The 22,468-nt window shown below is 52.3% G+C and carries 19 protein-coding genes and 1 pseudogene; 16 read left to right on the top strand and 4 right to left on the bottom strand.

The features are described 5' to 3' along the window. Positions 1 to 4 precede the first annotated feature (4 nt). From ACLHV9_RS16785 to ACLHV9_RS16735, 11 genes and pseudogenes are all read left to right on the top strand, one after another. A pseudogene (locus ACLHV9_RS16785) lies at positions 5 to 424 on the top strand (phage tail tube protein); the annotation flags it as partial. A gap of 32 nt (positions 425 to 456) precedes the next feature. Continuing rightward, positions 457 to 840 carry a phage tail assembly chaperone gene (locus tag ACLHV9_RS16780; protein WP_001549114.1) on the top strand — a complete coding sequence of 128 codons (384 nt, stop codon included), beginning with the start codon at positions 457 to 459 and terminating at the stop codon, positions 838 to 840. 8 nt (positions 841 to 848) lie between these two features. Continuing rightward, positions 849 to 1,127 (top strand): DUF4035 domain-containing protein, encoded by a 279-nt coding sequence (locus tag ACLHV9_RS16775; RefSeq protein WP_045332808.1) that lies wholly within the window; start codon positions 849 to 851, stop codon positions 1,125 to 1,127. A 54-nt stretch (positions 1,128 to 1,181) separates the two neighbouring features. Beyond that, complete coding sequence (locus tag ACLHV9_RS16770) at positions 1,182 to 1,517, top strand: zinc ribbon domain-containing protein (RefSeq protein WP_016240210.1); 336 nt, start codon at positions 1,182 to 1,184, stop codon at positions 1,515 to 1,517. Positions 1,518 to 1,563: 46 nt separating this feature from the next. After that, on the top strand, positions 1,564 to 5,055 hold the full coding sequence (locus tag ACLHV9_RS16765; RefSeq protein ID WP_407220865.1) for a phage tail tape measure protein: 3,492 nt from the start codon (positions 1,564 to 1,566) through the stop codon (positions 5,053 to 5,055). A 2-nt stretch (positions 5,056 to 5,057) separates the two neighbouring features. Next, positions 5,058 to 5,396: a phage tail protein gene (locus ACLHV9_RS16760; RefSeq protein WP_058683958.1), complete on the top strand. Its 339-nt coding sequence runs from the start codon at positions 5,058 to 5,060 to the stop codon at positions 5,394 to 5,396. Then, on the top strand, positions 5,393 to 6,151 hold the full coding sequence (locus ACLHV9_RS16755) for a phage minor tail protein L (protein ID WP_283945365.1): 759 nt from the start codon (positions 5,393 to 5,395) through the stop codon (positions 6,149 to 6,151). Before ACLHV9_RS16760 ends, ACLHV9_RS16755 begins: the two co-directional genes overlap by 4 nt. A 2-nt stretch (positions 6,152 to 6,153) precedes the next feature. Continuing rightward, positions 6,154 to 6,864 carry a C40 family peptidase gene (locus ACLHV9_RS16750; RefSeq protein WP_023296258.1) on the top strand — a complete coding sequence of 237 codons (711 nt, stop codon included), beginning with the start codon at positions 6,154 to 6,156 and terminating at the stop codon, positions 6,862 to 6,864. After that, the gene (locus tag ACLHV9_RS16745; protein WP_022648879.1) at positions 6,864 to 7,448 is read left to right on the top strand and encodes a tail assembly protein; all 585 of its coding nucleotides are present in this window, start codon (positions 6,864 to 6,866) and stop codon (positions 7,446 to 7,448) included. Before ACLHV9_RS16750 ends, ACLHV9_RS16745 begins: the two co-directional genes overlap by 1 nt. Before the next feature lie 52 nt (positions 7,449 to 7,500). Then, a complete protein-coding gene (locus ACLHV9_RS16740) occupies positions 7,501 to 11,313 on the top strand; it encodes a host specificity protein J (RefSeq protein ID WP_407220864.1) in 3,813 nt (1,270 codons plus the stop codon). 98 nt (positions 11,314 to 11,411) lie between these two features. Beyond that, complete coding sequence (locus ACLHV9_RS16735; RefSeq protein ID WP_407220863.1) at positions 11,412 to 12,815, top strand: phage tail protein; 1,404 nt, start codon at positions 11,412 to 11,414, stop codon at positions 12,813 to 12,815. Positions 12,816 to 12,910: 95 nt separating this feature from the next. Here the strand turns inward: ACLHV9_RS16735 and ACLHV9_RS16730 are convergent, their stop codons facing one another. Both ACLHV9_RS16730 and ACLHV9_RS16725 read right to left on the bottom strand, forming a co-directional pair. Beyond that, positions 12,911 to 13,177 (bottom strand): DinI family protein, encoded by a 267-nt coding sequence (locus tag ACLHV9_RS16730; protein ID WP_407220862.1) that lies wholly within the window; start codon positions 13,175 to 13,177, stop codon positions 12,911 to 12,913. A gap of 262 nt (positions 13,178 to 13,439) precedes the next feature. Beyond that, positions 13,440 to 14,369, bottom strand: coding sequence for a formate/nitrite transporter family protein (locus ACLHV9_RS16725; protein WP_028016193.1), 930 nt, complete (start codon positions 14,367 to 14,369; stop codon positions 13,440 to 13,442). Between the two features lie 314 nt (positions 14,370 to 14,683). Between ACLHV9_RS16725 and mlaA the strand changes: the two genes are divergently transcribed. Continuing rightward, on the top strand, positions 14,684 to 15,436 hold the full coding sequence (mlaA, locus tag ACLHV9_RS16720) for a phospholipid-binding lipoprotein MlaA (protein ID WP_028016194.1): 753 nt from the start codon (positions 14,684 to 14,686) through the stop codon (positions 15,434 to 15,436). A 43-nt stretch (positions 15,437 to 15,479) separates the two neighbouring features. Here the strand turns inward: mlaA and fadL are convergent, their stop codons facing one another. Further along, on the bottom strand, positions 15,480 to 16,820 hold the full coding sequence (fadL, locus tag ACLHV9_RS16715; protein ID WP_080357350.1) for a long-chain fatty acid transporter FadL: 1,341 nt from the start codon (positions 16,818 to 16,820) through the stop codon (positions 15,480 to 15,482). 372 nt (positions 16,821 to 17,192) lie between these two features. Between fadL and ACLHV9_RS16710 the strand changes: the two genes are divergently transcribed. From ACLHV9_RS16710 to sixA, 4 genes are all read left to right on the top strand, one after another. Then, positions 17,193 to 17,477 (top strand): YfcZ/YiiS family protein, encoded by a 285-nt coding sequence (locus ACLHV9_RS16710; RefSeq protein ID WP_028016196.1) that lies wholly within the window; start codon positions 17,193 to 17,195, stop codon positions 17,475 to 17,477. 184 nt (positions 17,478 to 17,661) lie between these two features. Next, entirely contained in the window at positions 17,662 to 18,972 is a 1,311-nt protein-coding gene (gene fadI / locus ACLHV9_RS16705; protein WP_028016197.1) for an acetyl-CoA C-acyltransferase FadI, read from the top strand. Further along, positions 18,972 to 21,119 (top strand): fatty acid oxidation complex subunit alpha FadJ, encoded by a 2,148-nt coding sequence (gene fadJ, locus ACLHV9_RS16700; protein ID WP_407220861.1) that lies wholly within the window; start codon positions 18,972 to 18,974, stop codon positions 21,117 to 21,119. Before fadI ends, fadJ begins: the two co-directional genes overlap by 1 nt. 209 nt (positions 21,120 to 21,328) lie before the next feature. Further along, positions 21,329 to 21,814 (top strand): phosphohistidine phosphatase SixA, encoded by a 486-nt coding sequence (sixA, locus tag ACLHV9_RS16695; RefSeq protein WP_407220860.1) that lies wholly within the window; start codon positions 21,329 to 21,331, stop codon positions 21,812 to 21,814. 48 nt (positions 21,815 to 21,862) lie between these two features. Here sixA and smrB read toward each other — a convergent pair whose 3' ends face one another. After that, a complete protein-coding gene (gene smrB, locus ACLHV9_RS16690) occupies positions 21,863 to 22,414 on the bottom strand; it encodes an endonuclease SmrB (RefSeq protein ID WP_028016200.1) in 552 nt (183 codons plus the stop codon). Positions 22,415 to 22,468 lie beyond the last annotated feature (54 nt).

The raw sequence follows: 22,468 nt of genomic DNA, 5'->3' as shown, positions 1-22,468 counted from the left end.
AGCTATGTCTGCACTTTATGAAAAATCGCAGCTGACGAAGATCCTTATTTCCTCCCTGCCAGCCACCAAAGAAACGATGGATTCCGCAACCTTCCTCGATCTGAGTTGCACCATCAAAGAAATTCAGTTCACTGGCGGCCAGAAGCAGGATATCGACGTAACAACGCTTTGCTCTACCGAGCAGGAGAACATCAACGGCCTGCCTTCTCCGTCAGAAATCTCTCTGTCCGGAAACTTCTACAAGAATCCGGCGCAGGACGCCTTGCGTGATGCGTATGACAACGATACGACCTACGCTTTCCAGGTCATTTTCCCGTCCGGCAAGGGCTTTAAGTTCCTGGCTGAAATCCGCCAGCACACCTGGTCTTCCGGTACCAACGGCGTAGTGGCGGCAACGTTCTCCCTGCGCCTGAAAGGTAAGCCTGAAAACATCGAGTCTGGCTCCTGAGAGGTCGCATGAAGAATATTAAAAATCTCGCCCTGGCTAAGATGTCGGGTTTTCGTCATAAGACGGTCGCCGTTCCTGAGTGGGAAGGCGTCAAAGTGGTTCTGCGTGAGCCGTCTGGTGAAGCCTGGCTGCGCTGGCAGGAGGTGGTGAAAGCGGGTGCTGATGATGAAAATGTGTCGGTATCGGAAAAGGCACACCGTAATCTTTGCGCTGACGTGGTGCTCTTCATTGACGTCCTGTGCGACACCGATAAGCAACCGGTATTCAGCGTAGACGAAGAAGAGCAGGTACGTGAAATCTACGGCCCCGTCCATTCACGCCTGCTCAAACAGGCGCTTGACCTGATCAACAATGCGGACGAAGCGCGGGAAAAGTCTCAACCCCCGGCGTAAAGTTTCTGATGTCGCTTGCGCTCCGGATGGGGCGCACGCTCTCAGAGCTTCGGCAGAATATGACGGCAAGCGAGCTTCTGATGTGGATTGAGTTCGACAGGCAAAGTCCGGTTGGCGATATCCGTGGCGACATTCAGGCAGCTCAGCTCGTCTCTGCCATCTACGGTTCGCAGGGGGCAAAAGTACCGCTGGACGATGCGATCCTGCGATGGGGTGGCGATGAGCAATCAGAACCGAAGGACCCGTTTGCTGGGCTTGAGGCTGCACTTACTGCCGCGACGCAGTGACTTTTGACCCAGATAATATTAGGATTCTTAGACTGATAATGCTGGGGAACCAAAATGGAAATTTTACTAGTTTCAATTGTTATAGGCTTAATTCCAGCCTTAATTGCTCAAAGCAAAGGAAGATCTTTCTTTGCATGGTGGGTGTATGGTGCTCTGCTATTCATAATTGCTTTTGTACATTCTTTGGTAATAAAGAAGGATGTTGCGGCAGAAGAAAAAGACTTAATTGAAAACGATGGTATGAAGAAGTGCCCATTCTGTGCAGAGTTAATCAAAAGCGAAGCTATTAAATGTAAGCACTGTGGTAGTGATTTAGCAGTCGATTCCCCACCGGTTAAGACTGATGAAGAATACCTCGAAGAAGCCAGGCAAAAGGTCTGGAAACAATAAAAATAAAACCGCTTCGGCGGTTTTTTTACGTCTGGAGTTAGACTAAATGGCAACTTTACGTGAGTTAATAATCAAAATTTCCGCTAACTCGCAATCATTCCAGACGGAAATTTCCCGCGCTTCACGTATGGGGCAGGATTATTACCGCACCATGCAAAATGGTGGCCGTCAGGCTGCCGCTGCCGCCCGAGAGAGCGAAAGGGCGTTATCTGATCTGACCGCTGGGTTTGCATCGGCAGGAAGAGCCGCTGCTGCTGCTACGGCCGCTTTTGCGACTGGTAAGCTCGTGCAGATTGCTGATGAGTGGAATTCAGTAAACGCCCGTCTTAAGCAGGCATCATCTTCAGCTGATGATTTTGCTGCCTCTCAGCGCCAGTTAATGGAAATCAGCCAAAGAACTGGCACCGCGTTTTCAGACAACGCAAACCTTTTTTCACGCGCAGCTGCTTCAATGCGTGAGTTTGGGTATAGCTCTGACGAAGTTCTGAAAATTACCGAAGCTGTTTCTACCGGCCTTAAACTTTCGGGGGCTAATACTCAGGAAGCGAGTTCTGTTATCACTCAATTCAGCCAGGCTCTGGCGCAGGGCGTTCTTCGCGGTGAAGAATTCAACGCCGTTAACGAAGCAGGTGATCGTGTTATCCGCGCACTTGCCGCCGGAATGGGCGTGGCCCGCAAAGACCTGAAGAGCATGGCTGACCAGGGGCAACTTACGATTGATAAGGTTGTTCCTGCATTAATGAGCCAGTTGGGCTCATTACAGGGTGAGTTTGCCAGCATGCCGCAAACAGTTTCCGGATCCCTGCAAAAAGTCACAAACTCGTTCATGGCATGGGTTGGAGGTGTCAACCAGGCTACAGGTGCTACCGATGCGCTATCTGGTGGCCTAGACGGAGTTGCCCAAACGCTTGATTCATTTACCTCTTCGGCAGTAAGCGGCGCACTAAGTGATGTTGCAGACAATATGTCCACGATCACAACAGTGGCGGGTGCACTTGTTGGCGTTGGGCTGGCAAGGTATCTCAGTGGAGTAGTAACTAGCGCCACGAGCGCAACCGGCGCGCTAATTTCTGCGGCTAAGTCAGAGGTTGCTCTTGCCGTTGCACAGGATAAGGCTGCGCAGTCTGCCGTTGCCGCCTCAAGGGCGGAGGTTTATAGGGCTCAGCAAGCTGTACAGAGATCGCGTAGCGCAGATGTTCAGGCTGCGCAGCAAGAGAAAATTGCTGCGGCAGAAGCAAAAGTCACTGCAGCCCAGGCCAGGCTGACTACCGCTCTAGCCAGCGGTTCTGCTACAGAGAAAGTCAGAGCCAGAACAGCGCTTGAGCGTGCGCAGGCAGGTCTGGTGGCAGCAAAAAACGCCGATGCACAGGCTATCGCTGAAAGACGCCTGGCTTCCGCGGAGGCCGCCAGAGACCGGAACCTTGCAAATCGTGTTACCACCCAAAGCAATCTCAATAGTGTCACATCTGTTGGCACCCGCCTTTTAAGCAGTGCCCTCGGGCTCATTGGCGGCGTGCCGGGATTGGTGATGCTTGGAGCCGGTGCCTGGTATGCGGTGTATCAAAATCAGGAGCAGGCTCGGCGCTCTGCTCAGGAGTATGCCAGCACGATAGATGAAGTCAGTAAAAAGACGAGGGCAATGACCCTTCCTGAAGCTTCAGATAATGCAGAGAAAACTCGTGCCGCACTGAATGAACAAAACAGGCTAATTGATGAACAAAAGAGCAAGGTTGAAAGCCTGAAAGAGCAGATAGCTGGTTATCAGTCAGTGATTAGTAATCCCGGTCCAACTACCAGCGGTGGTTTCATGATTAACCACCTGACATATTTGGACACTGTGACTCGTGGGCTGGCTACGGCTACAGAGCAGTTATCTGTTGAGCAAGAAAGACTTGCTCAGATGCAGCAAGAATCCGCTTCTATTCAACAGGTTCTGGAAGGGCTTGAACATCGCCGGGTGGCACTCATTCGAGAAGAGGCTGCTAATCAAAACCGGGCTTATCAATCTCTCCTGTTGATGAATGGGCAGCATGACGAATTTAACCGTCTGCTGGGGCTGGGAAATCAGCTATTAATGGCTCGGCAAGGGCTGGCGAACGTCCCTCTCAGACTTCCTCAGGCCGACCTCGACAAAAAGCAAACCGATGCCCTCGAAAAGAGCCGTCGGGATCTTGAGTTGTCACGCCTGAAGGGTGAGGCCAAAGAGCGCCTGCGTCTGAGTTATGCAGCCGATGACCTGGGGTTAACCAGTGATCCGCAATTCCAGACAGGCCGTCAGGAGTTGATTAATAACGGTCTTGCTGAATGGCGGAATAATGAGGCCAACAAACCTAAGGCGAAGGGTGGTAAAACCGAAGGCGAGAAAACCGAGGATGTGTATAAGCGCCTTATCAAGCAGCAAAAAGAGCAGATTGCCCTGCAAGGCCAGAATACTGAACTGGCGAAGGTTAAATACCAGGTCAGCCAGGGCGAGCTTGCTTCTCTGACAGAAGCCCAGAAAAAGACGGTATTGCAGAATGCTGCGCTCATTGACCAGGTTAAATTGCGTGAGCAACTGCGAAATTACGAAGCCAACCTTGCTGACAGTAACGCCAGCGCCCGCGCAGCCAATGAAGCGCAACTGCTGGGCTATGGGCAGGGAGCCAGGTTCCGTGAAAGACTTCAGGAGCAGTTCAATCTGCGTAAGGAGTTTGAGCAGAAGAATACCGATCTTCTCCGCCAGCGTCAGGCTGGTGAAATCGACGAGACGTTCTATCAGCAGGGGCTGGCACTTAATAAGCGCTACCTCGAAGAGCGCCTGCGCGACCAGGAGGGATATTACGCAGCTTCTGATGCTCAGCGTGACGACTGGATGACGGGACTGTCTGAGGGTTATGCGAACTGGGTGGACGAAGCCACTGATTATTCTTCCATGGCCGCTGACGGCATGAAGCAGGCCATGGGGGGGGCGGTCACCACGATCACCGACATGCTTAATGGCAACGTTGACAGCTGGAAGGACTGGGGCGTGAGCGTACTGAAGATTATCCAGAACGTTCTGGTGAACATGGCTGTTGCTAATGGTGTCAGCTCAATTGGATCACTGTTCAGTTTTGGTGCCTCGTCAGCCGCAACCGCCAGCAGCGGTACCGCTATTCAGAATGCTGGCGCGAACTTCACATTTAATGCGAAGGGTAATGTTTACGACTCTCCGTCCCTGAGCGCTTACAGCAATGGCGTTTTTCAGACGCCTCAGCTGTTTGCTTTTGCCAAAGGCGCAGGGGTTTTTGCCGAGGCTGGTCCGGAAGCCATTATGCCGCTTACGCGGGCACCTAATGGTGATCTTGCTGTTCGCGCAGTAGGGATGCCGCAGGTCTCTGGCGGCGTGCCTTCAGTTAACTTCGGCGATATCAATATTCAGGGCGGTTCTCCACAGGCGTCCAGTCAGGGTGCTGCCGGAGCAGCAGGCAGGCAGCTTAAGGATGCCATCACTGGTGTCATTAACGAACAGGCCAGCATGCCGGGCTCGCCTCTGTGGCGATTAATCAAGGGAGTTTAACCATGGCAGTCGAAACCTTCAGCTGGTGCCCAAAGGTTGCCTCTCAGGTTGATACAAGTTTTCGTACCCGAAAGGCGCAGTTTGGCGATGGCTATACACAGGTGGCCGGGGACGGCATCAACCCGGTAACACCTCAGTGGAGCGTGAGCTTTACCGGCGACGAGGCTTACATTCAGGCCATTAAAAACTTTCTGAACAGACATGCAGGGTGGAAGTCATTTATCTGGAAGCCACCGCTTGATCCTTCAGGTTTATGGCGCGCGGAATCCTTCCAGATATCTACCCACGGCAACAAAAAATACACCCTCAGCAGCACATTCATACAGGCATACCATCCATGAGTATTTCATCTGATGTCCAGAAACTGGAACCGGGTAAGCGCGTCCGCCTGATCGAGGTGGACGGCTCAGCGTTCGGTGCGGGTATTCTTCGCTTTCACAACGAGACAATCCCGCATACCGAGGCGGAAATCATCGCCGCAGGCGGCGACGAGTCAAAACTTGAGCCGAAGTCGGTGTGGTGGCAGGGGCAGGAGTATGGCGCGTGGCCGTATGAACTGACCGGCATATCTGTAAGCAGTGACGGCCAGAGTTCACGGCCGTCACTCACTGTTGCAAACATCAGCGGTACGATTGGCGCGCTGTGCCGCAGGTTTCAGGGGATGGCTAAAGCAAAGGTGATCATCCATGACACCTTCGCCCACTACCTGGACGAAAGAAATTTTCCTGGCGGGAACCCGACTGCGAATCCCAACGAGGAGCGCAAACAGGTTTATTACATCGACCGTAAATCAGGGTCAGACGATGAAACCGTAGAGTTTGAGCTTTCAAGTCCAGCCGATTTGCGAGGGCAACTCATTCCGACCCGGCAAATTCAGCCAATGTGCACGTGGTGCATGCGGGGCTGGTACAAAACCGGGAACGGCTGCACCTACGCCGGGCAAAACGGCTGGTTCGATAAAGACGGCAATCGGGTGGACGATCCTTCACAGGATGTTTGCTCCGGATTGCTGTCAACGGGCTGTAAACCTCGCTTCGGAGAGAATGAACAGCTGGATTATGGCGGGTTCCCAGGCGCTTCACTTCTGAGAGGATAATCATGCGCGACAAAACAGTTAGCGCCATTCTGGCCCATGCCGCCGCATCCTTCCCAGAGGAGTGCTGTGGCGTGGTTATTCAGAAGGGGCGGGTGGAGAAATACATCCCCTGCAAAAATAATGCTGAGTCGCCGACTGAGCAATTTGAACTTAATCCTGAGGATTATGCGGCCGCCGAAGAGCAGGGCACTGTGGTGGCGATCGTCCACAGCCATCCCGGCGACGGGGCAACAACTCAGCCGAGCGAGCTCGACATGCTGATGTGTGATGCCACGGAACTGCCCTGGATTATTGCATCGTGGCCGGAGGGCGACATTCGCACCGTCATGCCTCGCGGAGACCGTCCCCTCACAGGGCGCCAGTTTGTACTCGGGTATGCAGACTGCTGGTCTCTCATCATGGACTATTTCCGCATCGAGCACGGCATTGAACTGCCCAACTACAGCGTAGATCGCCACTGGTGGGAGCAGGGTGAAAACCTCTATATGGATAACTGGCAGGAATGCGGTTTCCGTGAGTACGACGGTCCCGCTCAGCCAGGTGACATGGTTATCATGCAGGTTCAGTCCACCGTCCCGAACCATGCCGGGATTTTGCTTGATGGCAACATGCTACTGCATCACATGTATGGCCAGCTAAGCCAGCGTATTCCCTACGGTGGCTATTACCGTGACCGTACCATCAAAATTCTGCGTTATAAGGATTTGATGTAATGGAAAGAAAAACCGTTATCAAACTCAGCGGCTCAATGGCTCAGCGATTTGGCAGGACACATCGCCGTGCACTAACGTCCGCCAGCGAAGTTTTCAGGGCGCTTTCTAACACCATTGACGGCTTTGATGCTTATCTGCGTGAAGCTCGGGCAAAGGGACTGGATTTTGTTATTTTCCGGGATCGTCGCAATATCGGGCACGAAGAGTTTGAACTCCTGGGGCCGGGTGATGAGTTAAGAATAATCCCTGTGATAAGGGGTAGTAAAAGAGCTGGAGTTTTCCAGGCGTTGCTCGGAACGGCTCTGGTCGCTGCTGCCATATGGATGCCGGGAGTTAGTATCGCAGCAAGTAACCTCATGTTTTCCGTTGGTGCCGCAATGGCCGTTGGCGGTGTAGTGCAAATGCTCTCTCCTCAGGTTTCAGGTCTGCGAATGCGTCAGGAACCTGATAACAAACCCTCCTATGCGTTTGGTGGTCCCGTTAACACGACGGCATCTGGCAATCCCGTCCCCCTGCTTTATGGGCAACGGGAAATTGGCGGCGCCATTATATCCGCCGGGGTTTATGCAGAAGATCAGCAATAAACAAAACCACGTACTGCAAGCCACCTGACGGTGGCTTTTTTATGGACGCGATATGACGACGACAATCATCAAAGGCCGCGGCAAAGGTGGCAGCAATCAGACCCGTACGCCTGTTGAGGCACCAGACAGCATTCAGTCCATTGCAAGGGCAAAGGTGCTGATTGCTCTTGGGGAGGGGGAGTTCGCCGGCGGGCTTGATGGTAAAAATATTTTCCTTGGCGACTCATCTTCATACACCCCTCTCCAGAACGCCGACGGAAGTTACAATTTCAATAATGTAAAATACGAGTTCCGTTCCGGTACTCAGGACCAGGATTACATTCAGGGCTTTCCGGGCATTGAAAACGAACTTCAGGTTTCATATGAGCTGAAACAGGCTGTACCGTATGTTCGGGCGGTATCCAACACGCAGCTCTCTGCGCTGCGAATTCGCCTGGGATGGCCAACTCTTTTACTCCAGAAAAACAACGGTGATAAAGTCGGCACCCGCGTCGAGTATGCTATCGATCTGTCGGTCGATGGCGGGCCGTATGAAACGGTGGTTAACGGTGCTGTTGATGACAAAACCACGTCGCTTTATGAGCGCAGTCACCGCGTCAATCTTCCGAAAGCCTCGACTGGATGGCAGTTACGGGTTCGCAGAATCACGCCGGATTCCACGAGCGTGAATATCGTCGACACCATGCGCGTTGTGGCCGTTACTGAAATTATTGACGCCAAACTTCGCTACGTTAACACAGCGCTGCTGTATGTAGAGTTTGACGCAAAGCAGTTCCCTAATGGCATTCCTCAGGTTGTGTGCAATCCGAAAGGGCGAATCATCCGTGTACCTGATACTTATGATCCCGAAACCCGCACTTATTCTGGTACATGGGAGGGCGTATTTAAATGGGCGTGGACGGATAACCCTGCCTGGATTTATTACGACATCATTCTTAACGAGCGCTTCGGGCTGGGTCAAAGAATCGATGCGACTCAGATAGACAAATGGGAACTTTATCGCATCGCCCAGTATTGCGATCAACTGGTACCAGACGGCAAGGGCGGCAGCGGTACGGAGCCTCGTTTTCGTTGCAACGTTTATATCCAGGACCGTAATGACGCCTGGACCGTACTTCGTGATCTGGCGGGTATATTTCGCGGCATGACGTACTGGGGCGACAATAAGATGTATGTCCTGGCTGATATGCCACGGGATGTGTGGCACATCTATAACCACGCCAGCGTTGTTGAAGGAAAATTTACCTTTGCGGATCCGAGTGAAACCACCCGAAACACTGCCGCGCTGGTGAACTGGTCAGACCCTGCCAACCACTATAAAGACACGCCTGAGCCTGTTTACGATAACGATCTGGCCATGCGCTTCGATTATCGTCAGCTCGAAATGACTGCGATCGGCTGCACCAGGCAGTCAGAGGCAAACCGGCGGGGGCGCTGGGCGCTGCTCACTAACGGTATCGGCGAGGTGGTGACCTTCAGCACGGGCATGGACGTTCCACCTGTCGGGGAGGTGATCGGCGTGGCTGCTAACGAGCTGGCCGGAAGAACTATCGGCGGCAGGGTGAGTGCGGTTAACGGCCGCAACATAACCCTCGATCGCGCCGCTGATGTGAAGGCCGGGAACCGGCTGTTTTTGAATCTTCCATCAGGCACAGCTCAGGCCAGAACCGTCCAGGCCGTTAACGGAAACACAGTCACTGTCACCACACCCTACAGCGAAACGCCGGAGGCTGAATGTAACTGGGGTGTGGACTCTGACGATCTGTTTATAGCGCTTTTCCGTGTTACGGGAACGCGGGACAACAACGATGGTACTTTCGAGGTCACCGGGACGACTTACAACCCTGATATCTATTCCGCTGTTGATACCGGCGCAAGACTGGACGAGCGGCCAGTCAGTGTCATTCCACCGGGGGTTCAGGCTCCCCCAGGAAATATTGTCGTAGACAGTTACTCTACGGTTAACCAGAACATTGCGATTACCACTATGCGCGTTGCCTGGGATGCTGTTCAGGGTGCAGTTGCTTACGAGGCGGAATGGCGGCGTGACAGCGGCAACTGGATTAGTGTGCCCCGAACGTCTTCTCTCGGCTTTGAAGTTCAGGGTATCTACTCGGGTCGCTATCTGGTCCGTGTCAGGGCGGTGAACGCCAGCGACGTTTCATCAGTATGGGCGACATCATCAGAAGTAAATCTTACGGGTAAAGTGGGCAATCCGCCGAAACCGGTCGGCTTCATCGCTTCTGAAAATGTGGTGTTCGGTATCGAGCTGAACTGGGGATTCCCGGCGAATACCGACGACACGCTGAAGACGGAAATTCAGTACAGCCTGACGGGGACTGAGGGCGATGCGATACTGCTGGCCGATGTGCCATACCCACAACGTAAATATCAGCAGATGGGGCTTAAGGCGGGACAGATTTTCTGGTACCGCGCGCAGCTGGTTGACCGAACTGGTAATGAATCGGGGTATACCGACTTTATACGGGGGCAGGCCAGCACTGATGTTTCTGATATCACTGATACCATCCTGGAGGATATGAAGGGGTCTGAGACATTCAAAGACCTGATCGAGAACGCTGTGGACAGCAATGAAAAAATTGCTGGTATGGCGGATGACATCAAAAGTCATGCCGACGAGCTGGAGAAGCAGGCGCAAGAGATACAGGAGAATGCTGACGGTCTGGCGCAGGCCGCTGTAAAAATCGATGAGATTTCCGTTTCGATGGACGGCATGACAGGAGGCGTGAAGAACTCGGCAATTGCGATTATCCAGAATGGGCTAGCGCAGGTTGTAAGTCGTCGCTCTCAGACAGCTACGAATGCCGGGAACAGCGCCAGTATAGATCGTGTCGATACCACCATTGCTGATGCCAGCCAGGCTGTTGCCCGTGCGCTAGTCACGCTGGATGCGGAAGCAGGTGGGAATATCTCTAACTCAACAGATCTGACCGAAACACTTGCTGACTTTACCCAGGCTTCGGCAACAAAAATTAACACCCTGACGGTTAAATCAGGAGAAAACAGTGCCGCAATAAACGTCAACGCGAAGGCTATAGCAGACGTAAATGGTGATCTCAGCGCGATGTACAACATCAAGGTATCGGTCGATTCAAATGGGCGACAGTATGCTGCCGGAATGGGAATCGGCGTCGAGAACACGCCAGAGGGTATGCAGTCACAGGTGATGTTCCTGGCTGACCGTTTCGCCGTCATGACCCAGGCCGGAGGTGATGTTACGCTCCCATTCGTTATTCAGAATGGGCAGACAATCATCAGGGATACGGTGATTGGTGAAGGTACGATCAATAACGGAAAAATCGGCAACTATATCCAGTCCTCAACCTGGGATGGCTCGGGGAATGTTGGCTGGCATATCAATAAATCCGGTTATGCCGTTTTCAATAACGTCACCGTGCGTGGAACTGTATATGCCACTAACGGCAGCTTCAAAGGGTCAGTCGAGGCGACCACTTTTGTCGGTGACATTGCAAACGTCGGGATTGGAAGTGACGTGAATATTTCCGGCGGCGGGGTTGGGTCACAAACAATCACGTTTACGGATTCCTCAACATCAGCACTCGGTAAATCAGCACTTCTTGAGGCATTGATTTTCGTTTCTTCACTGTCTGGTACCACAACAGTCTCCATAACTCTCAACATCAACGGGAATACACGTTACTTGGGCACAATCAATGTTCCTGCCGGGACTGGTGGGCTTTGGATGACCGTAAGACATGCAGTAAGGGGGATCACATCAGCGACTGTAACCGGGACCATCACGGTCATAGGAACAGGAACAGCCAGTAAGACGATATCAGCACCGACATTAACCATTACCCGCGGTACCGGCTCATTTGCCTGATCTTTCTGACATTCAACCTGATTTATAGCCCGCTAAGAAAACAGTCCAACTTTAAGGGAGCAGTTCATTCGGCGGGTTTTTTATTGTCTGGAGAATATATGCTTTATAACACTGGCACCATCGCCATCAACGGAAATACCGCCACTGGAACGGGAACAAACTGGACTGCACCGGCCACTCAGGTTCGTGCTGGTCAGACGATTATCGTTGCGTCAAACCCGGTGCAGATGTTCCAGATTACATCTGTCGACGGCGCGACATCCTTGACCGTTACGCCTGCCGCATCTCCAGCGCTCAGCGGCCAGAAGTACGGCATTCTGGTGTCAGACAATATCTCTGTCGACGGGCTGGCCCAGGCGATGTCGCAGCTTATCAAAGAGTATGACGAGAACATTGGCGCGTGGGAGACGTTCGCCACTACCTCAGCAAACCAGACCATCACCGTTACCATCAACGGGACCACCGTAACCATCCCTGGCATCGGTAAACTGGCACAGAAAGGGAGCAACGGTGCGGTTACTGTCGCAGACGGCGGAACCGGCGCAACGAATGCCGCAGACGCTCGCACAAACCTCGGTTTAGGAGCATTCGTTACCCATGATGATCAAAGTATCGTTTATGGCCCAGCGCGGGATCATGCTCTTGTCATTCGAAAAGATGAATGGGGAGTTGTTATTTCGAATAATGGTAATCCGGTACCACTCGGAACCCGTTATGGTGGAACGGGCGCAACCACCGGAGATTACTGGGGGGCCTGTACTAACATTGGAGCCATAAGACAAAAGACGGCACGGTTTGCATCTGGTGATACACCGACGAACATTTACTGGAAAAACAGTACTGGCTTTATTACTGGCCAGGTTGAAGGTGGAGCCGTAGGGGCTTGGATTGATATTACCTCTGCCGATGAATCCGCCCGAATGCAGCTAATAGGTTTTTATGGCGACAGTAATGGAAAACGTGGGTTCGGTTATAAGGTTTATAACCCCAACTCTCAGTCCTGGTACAATCTCGCCGTAGTGCGTGATACAAGCAACACAACCGTAGATAGCAGCGGGTTTATCAAAATCGCGTCACCAATTGTGAATATTTACGGTGACGGACGATATGAAACTAACGATGAATCAGAAGGCGTTAAAGTCACTCGTCTGGATGTAGGCCAATACCTCATTGAGGGGTGTGAAGCTCTCAATTCAGACGCTGCCTGGGGCGGTATCGACGGAGGTTTTGATATTCCCACTGACAGGAATAAGCAACCGCTGATATGGCTGGACTATGAGGTTAACGCAGACGGCTCTGTGCTGGTAAAAACCTATCACCGCGAACATCCTACAGCGCCAGCATTTGCCAGGAATGAGCATGCTGGATTGGCAGATGGCGAGCCGGTTGATATCCCGGCTGATCAGTTCGTCAGCGTTCGTGTAGAAATGCCAGCGAGTAGCATCTGGAATCAGAAACAGAAACAAACGGAAGAGGCTTTAAAGCAGGAACAGGGGTCTTAAAAAAAACCGCCGTCCATTTTGTGTAAGAATGAGCGGCGGTTGATTGCTCAGTGTTCATGCCCGAGCAAACGCCGGGAATATTACCCGAACAAGATTTATAGGCCAGCCTGGCGAACAGTCGGGAACTCTGAAACCAACCACATATCGGAGTCTTCAAACATTTCCTCCAGCATGCGGTTTAGTTTTTCCCGATCGCTTTTGCTGGCATCACTATTCAGGCCGTTTGCCTGCATCGGCTTCACTTTCACTTCGGCATCAGGAAAAATCTGGTGCACCCGCTTCGTCAACTCGGCCAGGATAATCTCCCTGGCTCCCTCCAAGCCTTCAACGTTTCGCTTATCGTAAACCAGTTCAACAAACATAATGCGCTCCATTATCTACTGTTTGGATATACAGTATTTAAGCTATGGAGTAATCATGCGTCAAGTAAGAGTTTAAATTATTTCGTGTACACGTTTGGGTACATCTGTCTGTCAAATATTGGTTTAAAAACAAATAAAAACAATAATATAACCGTTGTTCTTTACTTATCCATTTAACTAAGGGGACGAGGCGGCACGAGTATAACGTTATTTACACTTTGCGTTAAGCGCATTGCCGCCTGACTGCTCAAAGAGTCACCATTCATGCCGATTTTTTTGTCGATTTATCATCATTTTCCCGTGCCTTAAGCTCTGCTTTGCGTTTGTTCGACATGTCGTTACGGATTTGCGCATGGCTCAACAGCGCGAAGATGAATGTCCCGCCGCAGATGTTGCCCGCAAGCGTCGGCAGGGCGAATGGCCAGAAAAAATCGCTCCAGTGAAGTGTGCCATTAAAGACCAGATAGAGTATTTCAACGCTACCCACCACGATATGCGTCGTGTCAGCCAGCGCAATCAGCCAGGTCATCAAGATGATTACCACAATTTTAGCGCTGCCGGCTGAAGGAAACATCCAGACCATCGTGGCGATAATCCAGCCGGAGATGATGGCATTGGAGAACATTTCGGCTGGCGTATTTTTCATCACATCCATGCCAATTTTCACAAACGCATCGCGGGTGGGTTCATCAAATATCGGCATATATTCAAATGCCCAGGCCGCGACGCCTGTACCGATGATATTGCCCAGCAGGACCACGCTCCACAGACGCATCAGTAAACCGAAATTACCGAGGGTAGGGTTTTGCATTACTGGCAGAACGGCGGTAACGGTGTTTTCCGTAAACAGCTGCTGCCGCGCCATGATGACGATAATGAAGCCGAAGGTATAGCCGAGATTCTCGAGTAAAAACCCGCCGGGCACACCTTCCAGTTGCACATGAAAGATGCCTTTAGCAAGCAGAGAAGCCCCCATTGAAAGCCCGGCAGCGATAGCTGACCAGAAAAGGGCCATGGCATCACGTTCCATCTCTTTTTCGCCATCCTGGCGAATATGCTCGTGGATCGCCATCGCGCGGGAGGGGAGGCGATCTTCGTCAACTTCTATCTTCTCGCCGCGGGCTTTCTCTTCGCTCTCAATTTCAATCTTCTCATTACTTTCTCCCACTTTTTCTTCGCCTACTTCTTTCATAATTACTCCCGCAGGTTGATTTTCTTCTAAGCGTAGCGGTTTTTATTGGGCTGCCTGTGGGGAAGCTCTTAAATTGGTGGCAATAGCAACAAAGGTGAGACATCTCTTTCAAACACATTATAAAATTGCCAGCGAAACGAATTCCAAAAGCCAGGCTATGCTGAGATCAGAGTCACGCTGGTTACTGCCCGTAATTGTGCTCATGGACATCGGTAAACGTGCTGTTACAATCGCTTGCATGTTTACAGGCGGAGCATTAAAGGCTCCGTTACGGATGGCAATCAACGATAGCCAAACTGAACAGGGAGATATTTATGAAACTTCGGCTGTCGGCGCTTGCGCTGGGTGCGACGATGCTTGTGGGCTGCGCCAGCTCTGGGGAGCAAACGGGACGCTCCGATCCTCTCGAAGGATTTAACCGCTCAATGTATAGCTTCAACTACAACGTGCTGGACCCGTATGTGGTTCGCCCGGTGGCAGTGGCATGGCGCGATTATGTTCCGCAACCCGCGCGTAATGGGTTAAGCAATTTTACCAGCAACCTCGAAGAGCCTGCGGTAATGGTGAACTATTTCCTGCAGGGTGACCCGTATCAGGGGATGGTGCACTTTACTCGCTTCTTCCTGAACTCTCTGTTGGGGATGGGGGGCTTCATTGATGTTGCAGGTATGGCCAACCCGAAACTGCAGCGTGAACAACCGCACCGTTTCGGTAGTACTCTGGGGCATTATGGCGTAGGTTACGGCCCGTATGTCCATCTGCCGTTCTATGGCAGTTTCACCGTCCGTGATGATGGCGGTGATATGGTGGATACGCTGTATCCGGTTCTGTCGTGGCTAACCTGGCCGCTGTCGATTGGTAAATGGACGGTGGAAGGGATTGAAACACGTGCGCAACTGCTCGACTCTGATGGTCTGCTGCGTCAGTCTTCTGACCCGTATATTATGGTTCGTGAAGCGTACTTCCAGAATCATGACTTTATTGCCAACGGCGGTAAGCTGAAGCCGGAAGAGAATCCAAACGCGAAGGCCATCGAGAACGAATTAAAAGACATTGATTCGCAGTAAATAAAAAAGGTGAGCGATGCTCACCTTTTTTGATCCCGCGCGATTAGAACGCGTAGTTGAAGTTAGTACCGAACAGCCAGGCTTTACCTTCAGAACGGAACTCGTACGGACCTTCTTTGATGGTCACGGACTGACCGTGCATGTAAGAGGCACCTACGTCAACAGAAGCATCTTTATTGAACGCATAAGTCGCACCTGCGCTCAGCCAGAAGCGGTCCTGATCCGGGATAGAAATGGAACGGGTCTGAGCCGGAACCGGGCTATCATCAAAGGCAATACCGGTACGGAAGGTCCAGTTAGTATCGTAGTAGTAGGTGGTACCCAGCGCGATACGATAAGAGTCTTTGAAGCTCTCATCTTTATAGAAAAGCGTCTGGCCATTAGAGCCGGTCGCTTTCAGCTCCTGGAACTGACTCCAGCTGGTATAAGCCATGCTGTAGTGAATTGCCCATTGTGGCGCAACCTTGTTGTAACCTGAAACTTCCCACATTTCTGGCAGGTTAAGCGTCAGAGAGCCCGGAATAGTTCTGCCACCAGTTGGATACGGGAAACCTGGGACGGCGGTGTTCATGTTGCTGTTGTAATCTCCGTCGAAATCGATTTTAACTTCAGAACGGTAGGTCAAACCCCAACGGTTGTTTTTATCCAGCTCATACAGAATACCCGCGTTCCAGCCATAACCCCACTCGCTGCCTTTCAGGCGTGCAATTTGGGTGTCGGCAGGGATGGCGGCCAGTTGTTTGGCTTTGGCGATGGCGGCCGGGCGTGCTGCCGCAGGCAGGTTTGGTACCTGAGAGAGAATCTGACCGGCAGCCAGCATACCGGCGTCACCTGCATAGCGCTCGATTTTAGCATCGGCGTAAACCGCATCAAAACCAAGACCAAAGCTCCAGTTGTCGTTCAGACGATAAGCGCCGCTCAGGTTCAGGTTTACGGTTTTCAGGTCAGTTTTACCGCCCATTGTGCCCGCTGCATAGTTATCGCCATATTCAGTCGCCAGACCAAAGTTAGAGGTCACTGATGCCCCCCAACCAAACTGGTCGTTAATAGGTGCAACAAAATGTACGTTTGGAACCCAGGCGCTTGGGGCGATGTTGTCCGCATTCAGGCTCTTACCGGACGGCGATTTACCAGAGATATTAACATCCGGGTCAATATAGACGGCACCAGCAGAGAACGTTGGGCGGTCAAACATCATAATCAGTGCCGGGTTACGGCTCGCGTTACCCGCATCATCAGCGATGGCGCCTTCCCCGGAATATGCGCGGCCAAGGCCAGAGGAAGAAAATTCGTTTAACTGAAAGCCCGCTGACCATGCGGAAGTGGATACGAGTGCCACTGCGACTGCCAGCGCAGTCTTGTTGAACAGGGTTTTCTGGCTCATGACCATAACCTCATTGAGTTATTTTTATTCAATAATTGTTACATACCGTAACAGGAGCGCGAAGTGTAGGGTCTGAGGTATGACAGACAAATCAGACCAGTGGCCAGAGTATAGGTCTGACCAGCCAGAATGTTGCAAGTTTGTTTATTAATATTTTCAAACATGTTTCTTGAAACGAGATCTGCTTGGCAAAAATGTGACCATCGCGACTCACCCAAAAGGGTGGTTTTTGTTTTAGATCATTTTTTAGTGTGATATTGGTCACTTATCCGATTTTACGCCATTAACGGCTGGAGAGAGCCAGCGTCGGGGCGTAAAATATCAGCATCGTGTTTATCTCGCGTCCTGCGCGAATACAGAGGAAATTGAGCTATGAGTAAATGCAGTGCTGATGAAACCCCGGTTTGCTGCTGTATGGATGTTGGTACCATCATGGACAACTCCGATTGCACCGCCTCTTACAGCCGTGTATTCACCAACCGTGCCGAAGCGGAAGAGACACTGACCGCGCTGAGCAAACGTGCGCGTGATGTGGAATCCGAACCGTGCGACATTAAGTCTACCCTCACCGAAGTGGAAGGCGGCGTGAAGCTGGATATCGACTTTGTGTTCGCCTGCGAAGCAGAAACGCTGATTTTCCAGTTGGGTCTGCGTTAATCTTTTTTGCCCGGTGTCATTCCTCACAAATGCCTCTGCCATGCAGGGGCATTTTCTTTTTCTTCTCTGTGTTTTAGCTCGCACTTTTTCGTTTCCCTGATTGGCTGAATGTAAAAAAATGGTTAAGACTATTATCAGGTCAGACCACTTTATGTTTGCGCAAAAAATTTTACAGGGGAGTGTTATGAGTCAGGCATTACCGCTTATTACCCGTCAGGGCGATCGCATTGCCATTGTCAGTGGATTGCGTACGCCATTTGCACGTCAGGCAACGGCATTTCATGGCATACCGGCTGTTGACCTGGGGAAAATGGTGGTGGGGGAGATGCTGGCTCGCAGCGAAATTCCGCCAGAGGTCATCGAACAGCTGGTTTTCGGTCAGGTCGTGCAGATGCCTGAAGCACCCAATATTGCGCGGGAAATCGTCCTCGGTACCGGAATGAATGTCCATACTGATGCCTACAGCGTCAGCCGCGCGTGCGCGACCAGCTTCCAGGCTGTAGCTAACGTGGCTGAAAGCCTGATGGCGGGCACTATTCGTGCCGGTATTGCTGGCGGAGCGGACTCCTCTTCGGTACTGCCGATCGGGGTCAGCAAAAAGCTGGCGCGTATCCTGGTTGACGCCAACAAAGCCCGCACAACCGGACAGAAGCTCAAACTCTTCTCTCGTTTACGCCTGAGGGATCTCATGCCTGTACCTCCTGCCGTTGCGGAATATTCCACGGGTCTACGCATGGGTGATACCGCCGAGCAGATGGCGAAGACCTATGGCATTACCCGCGAGCAGCAGGATGCGCTGGCCCACCGTTCACATCAGCTGGCAGCGAAAGCCTGGTCTGAAGGTAAACTGGCTGATGAAGTGATGACCGCTTATATCCCGCCATATCGAGAACCGCTTGCGGAAGATAACAATATCCGCGGCACCTCGACGCTGGCGGATTATGCAAAACTGCGCCCTGCGTTTGACCGCAAACATGGCACGGTAACCGCGGCTAACAGTACGCCACTGACGGACGGCGCTGCTGCGGTGATCCTGATGACCGAATCCCGCGCGAAAGAGCTGGGTATCACCCCCCTGGGCTATTTGCGCAGCTACGCTTTTACCGCCATTGATGTCTGGCAGGACATGCTGTTAGGGCCTGCCTGGTCCACGCCGCTGGCACTGGATCGCGCAGGGCTGACGCTGGCTGATTTAACCCTGATTGATATGCACGAAGCCTTTGCCGCACAAACCCTGGCAAACGTGCAGTTACTGGCAAGCGAGCGTTTTGCGCGAGATGTGCTGGGCCGTGCCCATGCCACTGGTGAAGTGGATCAAAGCAAATTCAACGTGCTGGGCGGCTCTATCGCCTATGGTCATCCGTTTGCCGCCACAGGGGCGAGGATGATCACGCAAACATTACACGAGCTACGTCGCCGTGGCGGCGGGTTTGGCCTTGTTACCGCCTGTGCTGCGGGTGGCCTTGGTGCAGCAATGGTTCTGGAGGCTGAATAATGGATATGCCATCTGCATTTAATCTGACGGTTCGCCTCGATAACGTCGCCGTTATCACTATTGATGTGCCTGATGAAAAGATGAATACCCTGAAGGCTGAATTTGGTGTTCAGGTTCGCGCGATGCTAAAGCAGATCCGTGAAAACAAGGCCATTCGTGGCCTGGTGTTTATCTCTGCTAAGCCGGACAACTTTATTGCCGGAGCCGACATTAACATGATCGCCCGTGCGCAAAGTGCTCTGGAAGCCGAAGAGCTGGCGCGTCAGGGCCAGCAGGTGATGGCGGAGATCAACGCTCTGCCGATCCCGGTGATTGCCGCGATCCACGGCGCATGTCTGGGCGGAGGACTGGAGCTGGCGCTGGCCTGTCATAGTCGTATCTGTACCGATGACGCAAAAACCATTCTGGGTCTGCCGGAAGTGCAGTTAGGACTTCTGCCAGGCTCAGGCGGAACGCAGCGTCTGCCACGCCTTGTGGGGGTCAGCACTGCACTCGAAATGATCCTGACGGGTAAGCAACTGCGTGCCCGCCAGGCTCTGAAAGCCGGCCTGGTTGATGAAGTGGTTCCTCATTCCATTTTGCTGGAGGCTGCCGTCGAACTGGCTCTGAAAGGACGCCAGGCTAAACGTCCTCTACCCGTTCGTGAACGCGTTCTGGCCGGGCCGTTGGGACGTGCTTTGCTGTTCAGTATGGTGGGTAAAAAGACTGAGCAGAAAACCAAAGGCAACTACCCGGCGGCGAAGCGAATTCTTGAGGTTATTGAAACAGGGTTATCACAGGGCAGCAGTAGCGGCTATGCCGCTGAGGCTAAAGCCTTCGGTGAACTGGCGATGACGCCGCAGTCGCAGGCACTGCGCAGCATTTTCTTTGCCAGCACTGAGGTGAAAAAAGATCCGGGCAGTGAAGCTCAACCTGCTCCGCTACGCGCCGTTGGCGTACTGGGTGGTGGGCTAATGGGCGGCGGAATATCATTTGTTACCGCAAGCAAAGGTAAATTGCCTGTACGTATCAAAGACATCGCTGCGAAAGGGATCAACCACGCGCTGCAGTATAGCTGGCAGAACCTTGATCAGAAGGTCAAACGCCGCCATATCAAGGCAAGCGAGCGTGATAAAACCCTGGCGATGATCTCCGGTACGACGGATTACAGTGGTTTTGCGCATCGCGATCTGGTGATTGAAGCCGTGTTTGAGGATCTGGCGCTTAAGCAGCAGATGGTGGCAGACGTTGAGCTACATTGCGCCCCGCACACCATTTTTGCCTCAAACACGTCGTCATTGCCGATTGGCGATATCGCGGCGAAAGCCGTGCGTCCGGAGCAGGTGATTGGCCTGCACTTCTTTAGCCCGGTAGAAAAAATGCCGCTGGTGGAAGTGATCCCGCATGCCACAACCAGCCCGCAAACCATCGCCACCGTGGTGAAACTGGCCAAAATGCAGGGTAAGACACCGATCGTTGTGGCGGACAAAGCTGGTTTTTACGTTAACCGCATTCTGGCTCCCTATATTAATGAAGCCATGCGGTTGCTGACAGAAGGCGAGAAAATCGAGCACGTCGACGAGGCGCTCGTCAAGTTTGGTTTCCCTGTTGGGCCAATCCAACTTTTGGATGAGGTGGGAATAGACACCGGAACTAAAATTATACCTGTGCTGGAAGCCGCTTATGGCGATCGTTTTACCCCGCCTGCAAATATTGTTTCTGCAATTTTGAAGGACGATCGCAAAGGCAGAAAAAATGAACGCGGTTTCTATCTTTACGGCGCGAAAGGGCGTAAAAGCAAGAAACAGGTCGACCCTTCTGTTTATGGGCTTATTTCGACCGCCGGTCAGGGAAAACTGTCTGCCGTTCAGTGTGCTGAACGGTGTGTGATGATTATGCTCAATGAAGCGGCGCGCTGCTTTGGTGAGCAGGTTATCAGGAGCGCGCGTGATGGTGACATCGGCGCGGTATTCGGCATTGGTTTCCCGCCGTTCCTTGGCGGCCCGTTCCGTTACATGGATACGCTTGGTGCGGGTGAAGTGGTTGCTATCCTGCAACGTTTGGCCTCGCAGTATGGTCCACGGTTTACACCGTGTGACGAATTATTGCAGATGGCGGAACAGGGCCAGACATTTTGGCCTGTAAGGGAAACTGTCCTCGTAAGTTGAGGTCAAAGAAGGGTAAATCCTGAAGTGAATGAACCTGTTCTGGCGATTTTGTAAACAGAGATTGACTATACTTACGCCATTGAGGTAAAAAACAGCGTTTCATTCACCGAATGGATCAGGCACAATGCCCGGCCATCGGGTTTTCTACCTCTCAGCAGTTATCGCGGGTAGTTAACGCCGGTGATTCTGGTTAACAAAAGCGGTGCAATATGCAAGTTTTTATCATGCGTCACGGCGACGCGGCACTCGATGCCGCCAGTGACTCAGTACGTCCTTTGACCGTCTGTGGCTGCGACGAATCTCGTCTGATGGCGACCTGGCTTAAAGGTCAAAAAGTGGACATCGAACGCGTTCTGGTGAGTCCGTTCCTGCGTGCAGAACAGACGCTGGACGTGGTAGGGGAGTGTATGAACCTGCCTGCGAGTGTGGATGTTCTCCCTGAACTCACCCCGTGTGGCGATGTAGGCCTTGTCAGCGCTTATCTTCAGGCGCTGTACAATGAAGGTGTCGCTTCCGCGCTGGTCATTTCCCACCTGCCACTGGTTGGCTATCTGGTATCTGAGCTTTGCCCGGGTGAGACTCCGCCGATGTTCACGACATCCGCCATTGCCAATGTCACTCTCGACGAAATGGGCAGAGGTACCTTCAACTGGCAGATGAGTCCGTGCAACCTGAAGATGGCAAAAGCGATCTGATGTGACGTGTGCTATAGCGGGGAGCAGAGTATGCTTCCCGCTGTTCTGTCAGGGCAATTCTGGCGGCTGCCACTCTTCTACTTCAATCAACACCAGCAATGCGGCATCTCCGCCGTACTCTTTGGGTGCCTGATGAAAAGCCATCACGTGCGGATGTTGAGCCAGCCACAGGGGTGTTTGTTGCTTGAGAATATGTTTGCCGTGGCCGTGCATCACGCAAGTGCAAAAAACATGTTCACGGCGACAGGCCGCAATTAAAGCTCCCAGCTCCTGCTTCGCCTGCATCTGCGTCAAACCATGCAGATCGAGAAACAGCTCGGGTGAATAATCCCCACGGCGTAATTTCTTCAGCTCAAAATGGCTGACGTCTTCACGTACATACTTCACCGCCCCTTGCGTATTGAGCAGCGGCTGAAATTCATCTGAAAAATAGTGGCTGTTATCCGCCTGCTCCTGCAGCAGCCGTTTGACCGGTACTTCGCTGATTTTTTTACGCTGCGGGCGATGGACAATAGTGTCCTGCGCGATTTTACGCGTCCCGGTCATCAGCTGTCGGAAGAGCGCCTGATCCTCCTCGCTGAGCGATGTTTTCTTTTTCATTTGTCATTCTCATCTCGTATTTCCGATAGTGTACCCGACTAAACGCATTTTTTA

Source organism: Enterobacter sp. CPE_E890, from assembly GCF_046521475.1.
Classification (GTDB): Bacteria; Pseudomonadota; Gammaproteobacteria; order Enterobacterales; family Enterobacteriaceae; genus Enterobacter; species Enterobacter adelaidei.
The sequence above is the reverse complement of the archived record's forward strand: the minus strand, read 5'-3'. Positions and strand labels throughout refer to the sequence as shown.